The following is a 15,763-nucleotide window of genomic DNA, read 5'->3' on the forward strand; positions in this document are numbered from 1 at the left end:
ACATTATCATGATTCTATCCGTTGGTATGGTCGGTTATCAGTACGTGATGGGGAAAAAGCTCGAATCATTAACTCGCTTTATGCTGACCACCTTTTTAGTCATGTATTGCGTGCTGGGCATTAAAGTGCCTGTGGCTATTATTGACATGCAGACAGCCGAAGGAGCAGGGGAAGCCTTAACGGTTGATCATGTACCGCTAGGCGTTGCTTTACCTGCCTCATTGATTAGTGGCATGGGGTATGGAATTACGACTGCCTTTAGTGATGTATTTCGCATGCCAGATAGTCTGGAGTATAACAAAACAGGAATGATTTTTGGTGCAAGAACCTGGCTGGCCGCAACTCAGACAAGACTCTCCATGTCGCCTGATTTGGCACAAGACCTATCGTCCTTTATCCGCCAATGCGTGTTTACGGCAAAACTTTTGGCAAGCCATCAATTAAGCCCTCAAGAGCTGACCCAAAGTGCTCATCTTTCTAAAACCTATTTTGAGGAGCCCTCACCCATTTATCGGGTGATTCTGCATAATGGAGTCAATTTAAGTTGTGGTGACGCGGCAGCCAATTTGAAGACTCGACTGCCCATTGCAGCGAAATTGGAGTTGGAGCGTCTTAATCATCTGGTAACCACAGGCGCTTTAACATCACGCAACACAGACAGCAGTTCGTTGCCTGGCGAAAAGACTTTTGGTGACAGACTGCAGGCCGCTCACAAATATTACATGAACATTACCGAAGATGCTGCCGAAACACTCACCCAAAATATCTTAATTAATGCGACCCGAGATGCCGCAGCCGATGCTTTTGCTTTTTCAGGAGCTGATGCTGCACTCATGAATTACACCAATACGGACAGCACCCAAAAAATGCACATCGCTGAAGCCAATAGTTTTTGGCTTGCAGGATTTCGCCTGCCTTACTATATGACCGTGATGTGGATGTTGACGCTGTGTATCTTTCCATTAGTCGTTTTGATTTCATTTTTTCCGACCCTGAGTAACGCTTATTTCCTGTGGGTGCAATCTCAAATCTACCTTTGGTCATGGCCACCGATGTTTATTATTTTTCATTGGTTTGTTTCCATGGCCTCAAGTACTACCATTACTTTGTTTGGTCAAAAAACAGGAGGAGTGACCTTCTCTAATATCGATTCATTAGCCAGCATGCACAGTAATTTTGCCTATACGGCAGGTGCATTGGCGGCAAGTGTTCCAGTTATTGCCCTGTACATCACGAAAGGATTAGGACAGATTTTAAGTACATCCTCCCAGCATTTTGGTGGTATGGCGCAATCTTTGTCAGTCAGTGAAGCGCAATCTGCAGCTGCAGGTAACATCTCAATGGCAAGTTACAGCGGTTGGAATATGAACTATGAAAATACCAGCGCCAATAACGTTTCGGCCAATAAGCACGATACCAATTGGACGAACATGCATGGGATGCACACGGAACAATTGGGAAGTGGTGTGCTTAAGACTACCACAAGCCATGGGGATGCTGTTTTTGACGTAAATCCTGGGATGTCACGAGGCCCCGTACACATTTCAGATACAAAGGCCTTAAGCGGCTCTTTAAATCAGGCTTTTGAAGAATCCAGACAGGCTGCAGCCAATGAAAGTCAGCATTATCAAACGTCCTTGTCCAGTTTTGCGCACAGTGCCGTGCAGTTATCTAAAATGCAGGGGCATGATATGCGTTTGGGCGATGGAGTGTCTGAAAGTGAATCCGGTCAATACAGCCAGGCATTATCGACCATGACGCATATTGCCTCGGATGTAGCTAAACGCGAAGGGATAAGCCAAGAGGATGCGCTGGCTCATATGACCGCTGCTGGATTAAATGTCCACGCCGGAGTTGCAAGTGAAAAAAGCATACTGGGAAGCATTGGGCGGTTTGCTTTTGGAGCAACAGGAGGTGCTGATAGTCATGCCAAGTTCGATCGGTCATCAACAAGTAGTGATCGTTACCATGAAGGGACGGACAGCAGCATGTCAGCGAAGGAAGCAGAAGACTTTAATCAGGCGCTTAATTACGTGAGCCAGTTTGCACAAAACCATCATTTTGATAACAGCCATTCGGAAGGGGCAAGCCTTTCGAATCAAATGGGTACCGATTTAAGGGAGGCGCAAACGGCAAGCCAAAACTATGATGCCTCGATGTCTAAAGCCGCTCGCATTAGCACGGCCAGGAGTTATGTGGAATCAAACGCTGATCAAGTTACTACCGATCTTAATCAGGCATTTCCTGGCTTTGTGGCACACCGCATTGGAGAGAAGGCACGAGATGAATTGTATTCCAATCCTTCAGATCTGGCTTCATTAAAACAATTACAAACGCTAGCTAATGAGTTTATCCATGAGCAACGAGAAGGTTTAATCGCACAATACGGCAATGCTTCTAAAAATGCTCGGATTGACTCCTTTTATCAGGATGCAGCAAATCCATTAAGTTCAAAAGAATCACAAATGAGAGCTGACTACCACAAAAACAGTAATGCATTGGAGGATTCTGGAAGGACTATGAGAGTTGGCATGGATGCATCAAGAGCCAAAAGTATGCAGCAAAAAATTAATAATCAGGTAGATGCGGCGGTAAATAAAACAAGCAGTGGAGGAGGGCGTTTAAAGAGTCAATACCAGCAAGCGGTTGAAACAACAAACAACGATGTAGGCGAAGGTAAAAAACTGGGGCAAACCAACGTGGCTATACCCGCCTATTTTACTAAATGGGTTGATCATCATGATAAATCAGCCCCAAAGAAGGAGCTTATCCATGAATAATGAAGAAATGAATTCACAAGAATTAAAAGAGGCCATCGCCTTGGATATAGAAACATTAAAAACATTGGACGTGGATATTATGCCGGCCAAGGAGTATTACCAGGCGAACAGGCGTTTGTTTTTGCATGTTTTTTTTAAACTATATGGAACAATACTTCTAGGATTTTTACTTCCACTTCCTTTTTATTGGAACGTGTTGATGGTGGAGACTTCAACGCACGAGCTCATCTACATTTTTTTCTGGCTGCCATTAATGGCTCTAGGACTGTGCCTTTTTGTTTTTCTATTCATTTACAGCTCATTAAATCAATACATTTTGATTGACTATCAATTGAAACACAAACTAAGAACAGGCTCATTGATTGTAAAACAAATAAGGCGAGCTGGGACTATAGCCTATCGAATATTTGCGGGGATTGTTTTGATTCCATCACTGTTCTTGTTTCCCAGTGCTGCCTTCTTCATATCCTTTGGCGCTTTTTTCATCAGTGGGATTTTAACGAGCATCCTTGTTGAAATGGAGCTCAATAGGATAGGCATCAGCGTGCTGTTTACTCTTATAAAGAATTATTTTGATAAGGACAAAAATGCCAGTGCGGCAATACCCTTAAAATAAAAAAAACACATCAAAAAGAATAATTTTTAACCACAAATACAAGCAGTGGAAGCCGCTGCTTTGCCCAAAACAAGCAGGAGGAAGATAAAATGAGTCATGAATCCAATTACAAACATTATACCCGGGGAGGCCAGATCTCATTCCATAATCTGCGGATGTGGTTTCAGATTAACAAAGCGCTCTTTCATGTTTACTTATTCATTTGGGCAGGGTTAAGCATTGTATTGACCGGTATTTTTGCGCCACATGGAATGATAAGACAGACGGTGTCCTATCACGCGGCTCACTTTTATCACCTGGCAGGGGTGCCACATGTATTTTCTATCCCTGTTAAAGGGGGGTATGCATCACAAACTGTCGAGCAGCTTCTCCACAATCACTATTTTTCTGCTACCTCAGATCGTTTACTGACCTTCTTGTTACAGTCAACTCTATGGAGTTTTCCCTTATCGTTGATTGTGGCACTTTTGGTGAGCCGATATTTCATTTATCGAGGAAAGGTACAAACACAAAACCAATTTATACGAGGGGCGAGTTTAGTCCCATCAGAAACACTTAAAAAACAGATAATAAAGCAAAGAAAAGCATCTGATTTACATCTTGATGGATTCCCTCTTTTGCAAGGCTCAGAGGTACAGCATTTATTAGTACATGGTACGGTCGGTATGGGAAAAAGTCAGTTCATCATGAAATTGATGGATTGTTTACGTGCGCGTGGCGACCGAGTCATTGTTTATGATAAGGGGTGCACGTTTACTCAGGCGTATTTTCAGGAAGGTCATGATGTCTTGCTCAATCCTTTTGATGCACGCTGCGCTAATTGGGATTTATGGCTGGAAGCCCCAAAAGATGAATTACTGGAAAATATGGCAGAAAGTCTTATCCCTATGCATGGAGAAAACGATCCGTTTTGGGTTAATGCAGCACGTACCGTGTTTGCCTGTCTTGCAAGTCAAATGCGTGAGGATAAAGAACGTTCCTTATCCAAGCTGTTAGGGTTACTTGTAACTGGCGAGTTTAGCGAGTTGGAACCTTATCTCAACGGTACAGCCGCAGCGACTTTGGTCAGTAATAAAATAGAAAAAACAGCCATCTCCATTCGCTCTGTCATTACAACCTACCTTAAATCAATGCAGTCGTTAAGTGGGCTTGATGAGTCTGGGAAGCCTTCCTTTTCCATTCGTGATTATCTGTTAAATAAAGATTTGGAGGGCTGGCTTTTTATATCAAGCAATGGGGAGCAACATAAATCTTTAAAGCCGTTGATTTCGATGTGGATTGCCATGGCATCACTGACACTCTTAAGTTTGCCAGAAGACGCGAACAGGCGAATTTGGTTTATTTGTGATGAATTACCAAGCCTGCACAAATTACCCTTATTGGGTGAAACCATTGCTGAAGTCAGGAAATTTGGCGGCTGTTTTCTTCTGGGAATGCAGAGCTTTAGTCAATTGGAGAAGGTATATGGGCGTAGTGGGGCAGCTGAAATTTTTGATTTGCTTAATACCCGAGCCTTTTTTGCAAGCCCAAGCCATGAAATGGCGCAACTTGTCAGTAAAGAGCTTGGGGATGAAGAAATTGATGACACCCGAGAAAATTACTCTTATGGAGCCAACTCCATTCGTGACGGTATTTCATTAGGAAAAAACCGTATAACACGCCCCTTAGTAACCTATCCTGAAATTATGGGACTTGATCCCCTTACCTGCTACCTGCGTTTACCTGGTCAATATCCTATTACTAAATTGGAACTTCTCTATCAAAAACGAAGTGCAAAAGCATCAGGTTTTTTACCTCGAACCCTACCGCTTCCTTCGGCCTGTAATGCAACTCTTAAAAATACTGCTGTTGTTAATGATACGGCAGACAGCCGCTTTGATGCTCAAGCACCAATCAATAAGAAACGTGTCGAACGTGAGTGCGATATGGAATCCATTTTTTGATAGAGGAATAAATCATGTTAAGTATGCAAGTAAAACCTATTACTAATCCCAAGTATTATTTTGATAAAGAAAATTATTACTTTACTAATCAATTAACCACCGAATGGGTTGGCTTAAGTGCTGTACGTCAAAACCTATCTGGAGAGGTCAACGTACTCGATCTTGAAGCCGTTGTTGGCGGTACATTACCAAGCGGTGATGTCATTGGTCTGAAATCTCTTAGTGGTGAAATCAAGCATCGTGGTGGTTATGACTTGACCTTTTCCGCACCTAAATCTGTGTCGTATCTTGCGCTGGTCTGTGGGCATAAAGAATTTGTTGATTTGCACTTAAATGCGGTGAAAACCGTATTGAAACTCATTGAGAGGGAAGCTGCAGAAGCGCGAAAGTCAGGGAAAGAAGGCATAGAGTATGAAAAAACTGGCAACCTGTGTTTTGCAACCATTCTTCATGACACCTCGCGAGAGCAAGATCCCCAACTTCATGTGCATGCGCTGTTGATGAATTTAACTGAGCGTCTTGATGGCAAGTGGCGTGCACTGGCTTCTGACATCAGTCGCAATCACGGAACCATGGAATGGATTATGGATAACCAAATCTTTTTAGGCCTTGTGTATCGTTCTGAAATTGCTCTTGGTTTAAAAAACATGGGGTTAGAAATAGAGCAGACTGGTGATGCGCATGGTTTATTTGAAATCAAACATTTTGATAAGGAACTCTTGGCGCAATTGTCCAAACGTCGCGCTCAGGTTGAGGAACAAATAAAGGGAATGCACTCTGATTCTCTAAAAGCGTATGACCGGGCAACTTTGGATTCCCGAAAAGCAAAAGAGACGACCGATCCCGAGGTATTGCGTGAACGTTGGAACAAAGAAAGCGAAGATTTGGGTATTAATCCATCGACTTATTTAGCTACTTTGAAAGAACAAACTCATGCGGCACACTCGATAAAGGATACTCAAATCAAGAGTCAAGAGTTTGGAATGGGTGTGTTTGATGCCATTGCTCACTTAGAAGAAAAAAAACTTAAGTTTACTTATCAGGAGCTATTGCAGACAAGCCTTTATTTTTCATTGGGCGAGCAGGGGTTTGATGCGCTGATGTCTCAGATTGAACAGGCGCTTGGCACACAACAGCTTATTGCTCTTGATACAGAAGATACGTGTTTTACAACGCATAAACTCATCTATAAAGAGCGTGAACTTATTAAAAAAATCTCAGACTTTACGCCACAAAAAAATGCCATAGTTCGCGATATGAATAAGGTAAAGGAATTAACGAATAATGAGTCCATTCAAAAAGGGGTTACACAGGCCTTATCTCATAAAGAGGGGGTTGTTCGAATCAAACAAGAAAGTGCCACATCACGAGAGCTTCTAAGCACTTTAATCGATTATGCGCAAAATTCAAAAAAAATTAGAGTACTTGCTCCATCAACTCTTTCTGCACTAAGCATTAATAAAGATATGGCCAAATCAGCGCCCTCATTGTGGCAATGGATTTTATCTATTGGAAAGCAGGATTTGTGCGAAACAGTTGCAGGCTTTAATTACCGTCATGACTCAGACCATAGACTACCTTTTTTTAAAAGTAAAAAAGAGCGAGAGCTACTTATTGTGGATGAGTCACAGCGCCTTTCTCCTGACGAGATGAATACCTTATTAGCTATCGCAGATAGGCGTGCGGCCAAAGTAATTCTTCTGGAAAAATCACACTCATTAAACGGCTTTAAGTCAGATATACCAGGTCTTCTTGATAAAGCTTTTGTGAAAACATTTAATGTCGAACATAAACCGTTGCGTACCTCCAATGTCAATCTGATAGAAGCGCGAGAAAAAGATGCTCGTATTTTAAAAACAGCCGCGCTCTATAGTGCCCTGCCATTGAATCAAAGGCAGAATACCCTGGTATTAACTGCATCGAAGCTGGAGGCAAAAGAAGTTAATGAAACCATTCGAACAAAGTTAAAAGAACAAGGTGAGATTTCATCGGAAGAAAAAATTATTAATACGTTGACCCGTCTCTCACTTACGGACAGTGAAAAAAAACTGGCTAAAAGTTATCAGAAAGACTTGGTATTAATCCATAACACTCGCACAGAGTCTAAAAAATTCACCGTGATTAGTGTTAATGAGAAGGATAATCTGCTGGTTGTGCGTAATCACAATGGGGGAATCTCACAATTACCTACTAAAAATATTACAGGTTCCATGCAGGTTTATGAACAAACGCCACTCTCTATTGGGATAGGTGAACAATTGGTGGCCACGGGAAGCCTTTCCTTTGAGGGAGTAAAAATGGGTACTCAGTATGAAGTATCCGCGTTTACACGTCATGGAATAAAGATAAAGAATGGAAAAAATACCATTCACCTAATCACGAGTACCGACAAACATCTTCCTCTCAATTATGCATATGCCAAGACCATGCATGCTCATGATTTTAAGCCTGTTGAAAGAACGCTCGTTACTCTACCAGCCTATGCTCTTCGTCAAAACACCCTGTCGTTGTTATCGGAATCAACTAAAGAAGAGTTAATGATTATTACCGATGATGTGGATAAGGCTAACCGATACGCTTTAAGGACCACCTCACAAGGTTCTGCAATATCCTTAACTTTAGAGGCTGCCAAAATGAATCATGGAGCACAAATTATTGACAACGTAACCACCGGTGAGCTGTTAACATCACTTGAGAAAGCCCTAGTACTTTTGTCCGGTGAAAAACCAATAAAAAGTGATGCAGAAAAAGCACTGCAATTTGCTATAGCCCATCTTTCAGAGAGAGAAGCTGCATTCGAAAGGGAAGAAGTACTCAAGGTGGCACTGGATAAGGCTATTGGGAAGTCAGGCTTTAACGAATTGGATACTGTATTAGATAAGGTAATAAAAAGCGGTGATTTAATTTCTGGAACCCAGAATTTGTTGACCACCAAAGAAGCTGTTGTCTTTGAAGAATCCATTGTGAATACAGTTAAAGCGGGAATAAATACGCTTAAGCCACTGATGAGCAATGAAGAGGCACTCCAAAAATTAGATCATGCGAACCTTACAAAAGGTCAAAAAGAAGCCTGTGAGTTAATCACGACCACATCCGATCAGTTTATTATGATTCAAGGCTATGCAGGCACTGGAAAAACAACCATGACTCGAAGCGCCATCGACAGCATACAGTTTGCAAAATCAATGGTTCAGGAAGATATTCATATCATTGCTGTAGCACCGACACACCAGGCCGTTAAGGAAATGAGGGCATTGGGGATCCAAGCACAAACATTAAAGAGTTTCCTTATTGCACAAGACCAAGAGTCTACCCTAACCAAAGATTCGCTGGTATTACTTGATGAATCGTCTATGGTATCCAATCGAGATTGTGCGAGCCTAGTACAAAAAATTCAAGCTTCGGGTGCACGTTGTGCGTTACTAGGCGATATTAGTCAGCATCAGAGTATAGAAAGTGGAAAGCCAAGCAAAATATTGATACAGGAAGGGAGTATACGTGTTGCCTGTATGGACGACCTGGTAAGGCAGCAGGTTGTAGGATACAAAAAAGCGATTGAAACCTTGATTAGTGGTGATACTGATAAAGCATTAGTTCAATTAGCAGATCTACCCTTAGTCGATATTGAGCGAACTAATGCCGATAGTCTTTACCATAAGATGAACTCGTCAATTATTGAAACAAGAAACGCGGAACAAAACGCGCTACAACAGACTAATAATATACAAGACTCTAATGAAAATACTCTGGAGATATTAAAGCAAAAGAGCCCAATTGAAATGGCAGTAGGGGACTATTTATCCCGTACTCCGGCTTGTCGTGATAAAACCATTGTTATTATTCATGAAAACAAAAAAAGAGAATTTGCAAATACCCTTATACGGGATGCTCTAATGGAAGAATCTTCTATAGGCTCTGAAAATAAGTCATTTCCTCGGTTATTAAGTACTAACTACACCACCGCAGAGCTTTACTATTGTGAAACATATCGTGATTGTTTAAAAAAAGATGGGGAGTTTTTTTTAAAAAGAGGAGAACACTATTTCAAGGTGGTTTCTGTGGATGAATCCGCTAAAGTTGTAGTTTTAAATGATACGAAAGGTAATAAAACAGTATTTATACCTGAAAAAGAAAATAAGGATTGGAAAATCGAATTGTTTCAATCGAAGCCAGGAAAAATCTCTGTTGGAGAAAAAATACATTTTAAAAAATCCGATAAGTCTTTAGGACGTTTTGCTAATGAAAGGGTGCAAGTAATTGATGTAAAAGACGAGTCCTTTACAGTAAAAGACAGCAGTGGAGCAAATCATGTATTACTAAAAAAGGAAATGAAAGATTCACATTGGGATTACAGTTATACGGCTACGAGTTACTCTATTCAAGGCGCATCATCACCTTTTGTTATCGGAGTAGCTGAAACTGGGAATGATAAGGTAAATCATTTACGCTCGTTCTACATCATGGTAACACGTGGCTCACAGCATGCCATGATTTACACGGATAATTATAAGAAATTGCAAGAACAACTTCGTGTAACTCCAGAGAAAACCTCTGCATTGGAATCATTAAACCGTCTTAATACTGACTATACAACTAAAGCACTTAGTCCTCCATCAGCGGATCCAACTTCGTTTAATTTCAATCCTATAGTAAAGAACCAGAGGCCTCATTATGATGCCAATATCGTGTCAGAGAATTTATCACATCATGCGGAGCTGGTTATTGAATCCTTGCTTGGAAAACCTAATCCAGCTTTATCCTCAAAAGTTAATTATCGTTATGGCACACATGGCAGTTTAAGCTTTTGTTTAACTGGAGAAAAAAGAGGAACATGGTTCAACCATGAAACCAATGAAAAAGGAAATTTACTTCATTTAATTCAAAATACATGCAATCTAAACTTTAAAGAAAGTCTTGAATATGCGGCAAAATTAACAGGTGATGACTTAAAAGAAAGTATTAAAGCTATGGGAGAACAGCAGAATCATTTTAAAACGAAACATACTATAAAACAGGATAAACAAAATGAATATGGCATGCAATTGATTCGAGAATCCAGGCCTATAATAGGCACGATTGCAGAAAAGTATTTAAAAGAAATTAGAGGAATACACAATATTTCTGGTGAGAATCTTCGTTTTCATCCGAAGGTATATACTCATAAATCTGAAGAAATAAAATACAGGCCAGCTTTATTAAATATTGCGCGCGATAAAAATAATAAGGTGGTAGCAGTTGAGGCAATTTACCTCGATAAAGACACAGCTAATAAACCTCTAATGAACATAAAAGACAAGAGATCATATGGTTCAAAAAATGGAGCAGGGGTTATCTTAAATGAAGGTCAAGGAAAGGAAAGTGTCACCTACATTGCCGAAGGCGTGGTCACTGGATTAAGTATTCGAGATGCCGTACAAAATGAACGCGTCATAGTCTCTCTTGGGAAAAGTAACTTTCCTAGTATTCATATGGATTTACTCACTGATAAAGTGGTTATTTGTCTTGATAATGATGGAAAACCAATTAAGGAAGACAAAGCAATCATTCAAACTATTGAACGATTAAAACATCATGGAAAAACCGTTGAGATTGCCATACCCATACGGGAAAAAGATTTTAATGATGTGAATAAATCCAGTGGAGTACAAGGTGTTATTGATACATTGAACAAGTCAGTAAGTATTGAAAAAATGCTTGGTACTAATAACAAAATCGATGTGAATGAAGACCAAATAAAGAAGTGTCTTGAGACAATTTCTCGGCAATTGAAGATAGAAATACCTGAAAATAAAAATCCATCCATAGAAAAAACAAGAACGTTACAACGAGAAGAAATGGAAATTTATTAGTAGTAAATTGGGGTGGTGGAATCTATTTACTATAAGTTAAATATATTTTCATAGATTTCATCACGAATAATTTTATTAAATTTATATTAATTAAGGTTCATTATGCGCGATTCCATACACATTTTCATTGCATTTATTTTCGCTTTTATAGGCACATTTATTATGATGAATGGGTCATTAAATTGGCTCTTAATAACTCTATTCATGAACATAAATGTTATTAAAATACCGGTACTATTTATTATGATCATACTTATTTGTAATAAAAAGATTAGGCGTACTTGAAACAAATTAATAGATACACATGGCTAATAATTATCTGTTACTTAGCTGGAACCTTAGCTATGGAATATCAGAGTTATAAGTTAAGTGTACCTTTAGAAGGAATTTTTATGACACTTCCTTTAGTACTAGCATTTGTTTATTGGTCACAAAGAAACAATAAACTCTTGTTATTAAATGGTTCTGAAATTACAAAAAAAGAAGGGTTTAAAATTGATTTATTCCTGATAACCTCTTCATTTCTATTGGCTGGGTTTGTTTCATTAATGATGGATTCGAATAATAGTGATCTTAGAGATTTTTGGCCTTTTTTAATTTTTTTTGTCAGTGCATTTGGATTTATATTCTCATTGATTTACTCACTATCAGGGCTTGTTTTTAATGACAGTCATAAAAAATACACTATATTTTTTTCAGTAGCAATTATCTCAATTTATAGCTTATTAAGCGTTTCTCCAAGAAAAATAGAGGTTTTTAATTTAGTGGAAATTGAAACCATTTATGCAATATCAATCCTATTATTGTCGCTTCATTTAGGTTTTCTAATTGGCTTTCAATTAAAAATTAAGCTATCAAAAAGCTAAAAATATGTATGAAAATACATTCAAGGGTTTCGCTATAGAAGCCCCTATTAAACCATTCAAATGTTATTTTGTTAACTCATATAATCATCTTAATGACTTAGTTATTGATATAGCCATCAACAAAATTATCTACTTTTTTCTTAAGTGCAGCTATATGTTCATCTGCATTGACCGCTCCATCAGGGAGTTTGTTTTTATCATAAACGCAACGAAAAATATCAGCACTGACCGCGAGCAATCTTAACAGATGAGTTGTGTGTTGCTTGTTCAATTCCTCTTCTTTTTCCAATCGTCTTTTTTCATCCTCGCTCATCGTAGGATTCTCTTTATTATGGAGATAAACTTTGATCCCCAACTCAATTATTTCTTTCATGGTTTGAGATGATGAATCATGTCCTTCATCTTTTTTTATTGATTCGAGCTGGTCGATTGTTTTTTGATTTAGATAACAATAAGCCTTGGGCATAAATTCCTCTGGTTAATTCAGAATGCACATTCCGCACATCGTTTTTGATACATTATAGAGAATTGTACCATTTAATAATGGGTGTGGAATAGGTGTCTATTAGCTATTTAAAGACTTTTATATATTAATAAATAGGTGTGGATTAGGTGTTGAATTATTTTAACTTATTGATTACTATATAAGAGTGCATCCACACCTAATGGTAATTAAGGTGTTGATAAAATATAAAATGCAAAATTATAGCTAACTATCTGAATTATAACAGAATTGTTTTAGGCAATGACCATTGCGAGGGGTGTGTTCTTTTTTAATTTAATCATTCTTTTTGTATGGGCATTTAACTGGGAATTTTAGTATTATTTATTTAAATTAATATTATGAAAAGCGCATAATAATTGCGTGCTTGTGATTCACAGTATTCTCTTAACCATTTACTCAATAGGGATATTTATATCATGAATATATTAAAAAGATTTCTGAAAAAAATTGCTAAAATCATTCATTTTAGACCCTATAGTGAATGGACTGAAGAAGAGAAGGCTGTGTATGCTAAACGGCATTCTTTTCATTCTTACTCTAAATCAAATGATACAAAAATTAATCCTGCAAGCGGCCTGCCAATGATTGGTTGTCTGGATGTAAATGGCAATACATTTGGATCTAACAGTTCATTTGATGATTATTATAGAAATCATGACAACAATTATCGTAGTTATTCATCTACAAATTATTGCAATAGTTATGATCCGTTTGCCAATCGCTATTAATTGTTTCGATTTGTATTTTTATGTCCTATTTTTACTGATATAGTAAACTAAATTTTTTATAAAATTGATGTTAATTTTGGAGAATACCATGGCTTTAATTAGTGCAAAAAAAACACCTGAAAAAGAAAAAATTAAAATCGAAATTAGTAAAGACATTTACTCAGAAATAAAAGAATACTGCTCATGGGTTGGCATTGATGATATTAGCTATTTTTTTGAAGAGTCCTCCATCATGATCTTTTCTAAAGATAAAGAATGGAAGCAACATCGAAAAGAGAAGAAACAGGCTATTGAATCCGTTTAGTATTGTTCCGCATTAGGATTTAATTTAGTAAATATACAATTAAAAAAAAAGGATATCCGAGTGAAAAACCGTATTAGGACTACATGTAAATACATCATACCACTAACTATTATTGGTCTATTTGGTTATCACTCTTATTCCGTTCAATCAAAACTAAATCAAAAAGAAAAGCAAACCTATATATCTCTAAAAGAGTTGTCCGAGATTGCCGCGAAAATTCATGGTGTTGAACCTCCTTTTCTGGATAAGGTCATGATAACCATTGTTGATTGGTTTATCCCTATTCCGTTTATTAATAAAAATGAGTCTCTAAAACTGCTGGCCGAACATAAAAATGAACTCACATCAAAATCAAAAAGAATTTATGTGTCAGAAAGCAAGATGGGGGAAGTTGTGGTTACAAAAAATTTTAATTTCACCTCATCTGATATTAAGGAATCTAAATCGATACCCATGGGTACAATTTTCAGCGCATTCGTCATGGCTCCTTTTCATGATTCTGATAATCCAAATCAATTACGATTTAAAATAAACATCAATTCCATGTCTTGTACGGCAATTGCGGATTCCATTTTAAAAACTGATTATAGATCAGGAAATATAGTTGCAAAAATTAGCGGCATAAACTGCGCCAATGAGAACTCAAAATCGATACCCTTAGAAGCCGTGGGATTGGTATCAGGTAGGGTACTATCCTAGAATGAATATTAGATCCTTACAAATAAAAGCACATTCAATAATGTTATTTTTTTCCTTAATAAAAAGGAAGGTGGGGTTATTTTTAGTCATTATTATTCTGATTAATATTAATGCTATTTTTTCTTACATCAAGAATTTTTTATTTTTAATCATCAATAAATTGGAAGCTCTAATTTTAGATCACAGAATTTTTTATTATTCTGTGATCCTATCAATTAACATACTATTAATTATCAACGCATATATAAGATATAAAACCAACAAAAGGAGACAAAAAGAATAGAAAAAAGTACCACTTATATTCCAATTAATTCCCAATCCCCAAAGTACCCCTCTTTGGTTTTAATTAAATCCTCATAAACACGCATCTCTAAACCATCAGCAATCTCATCCCAACCGGTTACTTCCTTGGCTATATTAAAATAATCATCATTAATAAAAAACACTCTAGGAACTCCGTATGTCCAGATAATGCCATCAACACCAAAAAGTGTTGCTCCTTCAAAGCCCCAATCATCCATTTCTTGTTCTGGGGTATTGCGTCCGTGGTATAGTCTTAATTTCATCAATGTTCCTTTTATCTTGCTATTGTTAACACGCTATTTTCAAGATGAGGCAAAGGGATTTTTCTTTGCCTCTAAAAAATTCCTTTACCTTTTTATTTCCATCATTTTTTCGGTTAACGTCCACAACGCACGATTTAATTTCACATTTTGATCAATGGCTTTTACTTCTCTCGTTTTTGTTCGAGTGGTGTAACCGTATTTATTTAAACGATGGCCACGGATCCCTCCTTTAATTAAATTTTCTTGTAGGACATTAAACACCGTAAACAAATCATTATCTTTTTGATCCACATAACGCCTTGGTTGCAATAAACGCTCAGGAGCAACGATCATTGCGCCCTCATCATCAGAAAATTTTAGAGAATGGTCAGCTTCGGCAAAAATCATCTTTTCAGTATCGTTTAAATGAATTGAAGCCATATCATCTGATACATCGAGCATCTTGTTCGCGGTTTCAATCACCTTATAAGTACCTTCAATAACGTTCCCAACAACATCTCCCTGATGTTTAATTCTAATTTCGTCATAGGATTGTCCCGCAATCATTCCATTACCACACACAACCCGAAAAAGACCCGCCATTAGGCGATAAGAAGACAGGCCATCATGAGAATTGATAAGAACAAGTTCTGGATAAAGTCCCTGATTATTTTGAATGACATCATGGCGTTGAAAACGGAGCATGTGTTTTGCAAATGCTTTCGATTCTTGACTCAGGCTTTTGGTCTGAGTTGCCCAAGTTGGAAAAAATCCTTCTGACATTAATTTTTCAATGATTTGCTCTGTTGAGATGGGTGAGTACTGATCACTTGTTTTGTGGGAACTTTCTTGTGTGAATATGGAAGGGGCTAATTTAAATAGTTTTTCTTTTGATAAAATGGGTAACATTATGTTTTCTCCTATGTTT

General features: G+C 37.9%; 11 protein-coding genes. 8 read left to right on the forward strand and 3 right to left on the reverse strand.

The window, feature by feature from the left end; all coding sequences use genetic code 11:
- The 5 genes from IZU94_RS01030 to IZU94_RS01050 form a co-directional block, all read left to right on the forward strand.
- Nucleotides 1–2,780, forward strand: a 2,780-nt coding sequence (locus IZU94_RS01030) for a conjugal transfer protein TraG N-terminal domain-containing protein (RefSeq protein ID WP_203107462.1), incomplete at its 5' end; no start/stop codon positions are given.
- Nucleotides 2,773–3,396: a hypothetical protein gene (locus IZU94_RS01035; protein WP_019350437.1), complete on the forward strand. Its 624-nt coding sequence runs from the start codon at nt 2,773–2,775 to the stop codon at nt 3,394–3,396. The genes IZU94_RS01030 and IZU94_RS01035, both read left to right, overlap by 8 nt.
- Nucleotides 3,397–3,485: 89 nt before the next feature.
- The gene (traD, locus tag IZU94_RS01040) at nt 3,486–5,339 is read left to right on the forward strand and encodes a type IV conjugative transfer system coupling protein TraD (protein WP_021582615.1); all 1,854 of its coding nucleotides are present in this window, start codon (nt 3,486–3,488) and stop codon (nt 5,337–5,339) included.
- Between the two features lie 14 nt (nt 5,340–5,353).
- Entirely contained in the window at nt 5,354–11,188 is a 5,835-nt protein-coding gene (traI, locus tag IZU94_RS01045) for a conjugative transfer relaxase/helicase TraI (protein ID WP_058393173.1), read from the forward strand.
- Between the two features lie 344 nt (nt 11,189–11,532).
- Nucleotides 11,533–12,054, forward strand: a complete 522-nt coding sequence (locus IZU94_RS01050) for a hypothetical protein (RefSeq protein ID WP_021582696.1) — start codon at nt 11,533–11,535, stop codon at nt 12,052–12,054.
- Between the two features lie 97 nt (nt 12,055–12,151).
- On the opposite strand, the gene IZU94_RS01055 is transcribed toward IZU94_RS01050, so the two are convergent.
- Nucleotides 12,152–12,520, reverse strand: coding sequence for a hypothetical protein (locus IZU94_RS01055; RefSeq protein ID WP_025520174.1), 369 nt, complete (start codon nt 12,518–12,520; stop codon nt 12,152–12,154).
- A 395-nt stretch (nt 12,521–12,915) separates the two neighbouring features.
- On the opposite strand from IZU94_RS01055, the gene traS reads away from it, so the two are divergent.
- The 3 genes from traS to IZU94_RS01070 all read left to right on the forward strand — a co-directional run bounded on the left by traS (nt 12,916) and on the right by IZU94_RS01070 (nt 14,290).
- Entirely contained in the window at nt 12,916–13,287 is a 372-nt protein-coding gene (gene traS / locus IZU94_RS01060; protein WP_454783463.1) for a conjugative transfer entry exclusion protein TraS, read from the forward strand.
- 88 nt (nt 13,288–13,375) lie between these two features.
- Complete coding sequence (locus tag IZU94_RS01065; RefSeq protein ID WP_021582697.1) at nt 13,376–13,591, forward strand: hypothetical protein; 216 nt, start codon at nt 13,376–13,378, stop codon at nt 13,589–13,591.
- A gap of 60 nt (nt 13,592–13,651) precedes the next feature.
- Nucleotides 13,652–14,290 (forward strand): hypothetical protein, encoded by a 639-nt coding sequence (locus IZU94_RS01070; protein ID WP_021460685.1) that lies wholly within the window; start codon nt 13,652–13,654, stop codon nt 14,288–14,290.
- 296 nt (nt 14,291–14,586) lie between these two features.
- Here the strand turns inward: IZU94_RS01070 and IZU94_RS01075 are convergent, their stop codons facing one another.
- Both IZU94_RS01075 and IZU94_RS01080 read right to left on the reverse strand, forming a co-directional pair.
- On the reverse strand, nt 14,587–14,856 hold the full coding sequence (locus IZU94_RS01075) for a hypothetical protein (RefSeq protein ID WP_021460508.1): 270 nt from the start codon (nt 14,854–14,856) through the stop codon (nt 14,587–14,589).
- 84 nt (nt 14,857–14,940) lie between these two features.
- Nucleotides 14,941–15,744, reverse strand: coding sequence for a DUF932 domain-containing protein (locus tag IZU94_RS01080; protein ID WP_203107464.1), 804 nt, complete (start codon nt 15,742–15,744; stop codon nt 14,941–14,943).
- Nucleotides 15,745–15,763 lie beyond the last annotated feature (19 nt).

It is taken from the genome of Legionella bononiensis (assembly GCF_016786215.1).
Taxonomy (GTDB): domain Bacteria; phylum Pseudomonadota; class Gammaproteobacteria; order Legionellales; family Legionellaceae; genus Legionella; species Legionella bononiensis.

What these genes read in the sequence shown, in the direction of transcription:
- IZU94_RS01035 (WP_019350437.1), top strand. Translation starts at nt 2,773, where the DNA reads ATGAATAATGAAGAAATGAATTCACAAGAATTAAAAGAGGCCATCGCC.
- traD (WP_021582615.1), top strand. Translation starts at nt 3,486, where the DNA reads ATGAGTCATGAATCCAATTACAAACATTATACCCGGGGAGGCCAGATC.
- traI (WP_058393173.1), top strand. Translation starts at nt 5,354, where the DNA reads ATGTTAAGTATGCAAGTAAAACCTATTACTAATCCCAAGTATTATTTT.
- IZU94_RS01050 (WP_021582696.1), top strand. Translation starts at nt 11,533, where the DNA reads ATGGAATATCAGAGTTATAAGTTAAGTGTACCTTTAGAAGGAATTTTT.
- IZU94_RS01055 (WP_025520174.1), bottom strand. Translation starts at nt 12,520, where the DNA reads ATGCCCAAGGCTTATTGTTATCTAAATCAAAAAACAATCGACCAGCTC.
- IZU94_RS01065 (WP_021582697.1), top strand. Translation starts at nt 13,376, where the DNA reads ATGGCTTTAATTAGTGCAAAAAAAACACCTGAAAAAGAAAAAATTAAA.
- IZU94_RS01075 (WP_021460508.1), bottom strand. Translation starts at nt 14,856, where the DNA reads ATGAAATTAAGACTATACCACGGACGCAATACCCCAGAACAAGAAATG.
- IZU94_RS01080 (WP_203107464.1), bottom strand. Translation starts at nt 15,744, where the DNA reads ATGTTACCCATTTTATCAAAAGAAAAACTATTTAAATTAGCCCCTTCC.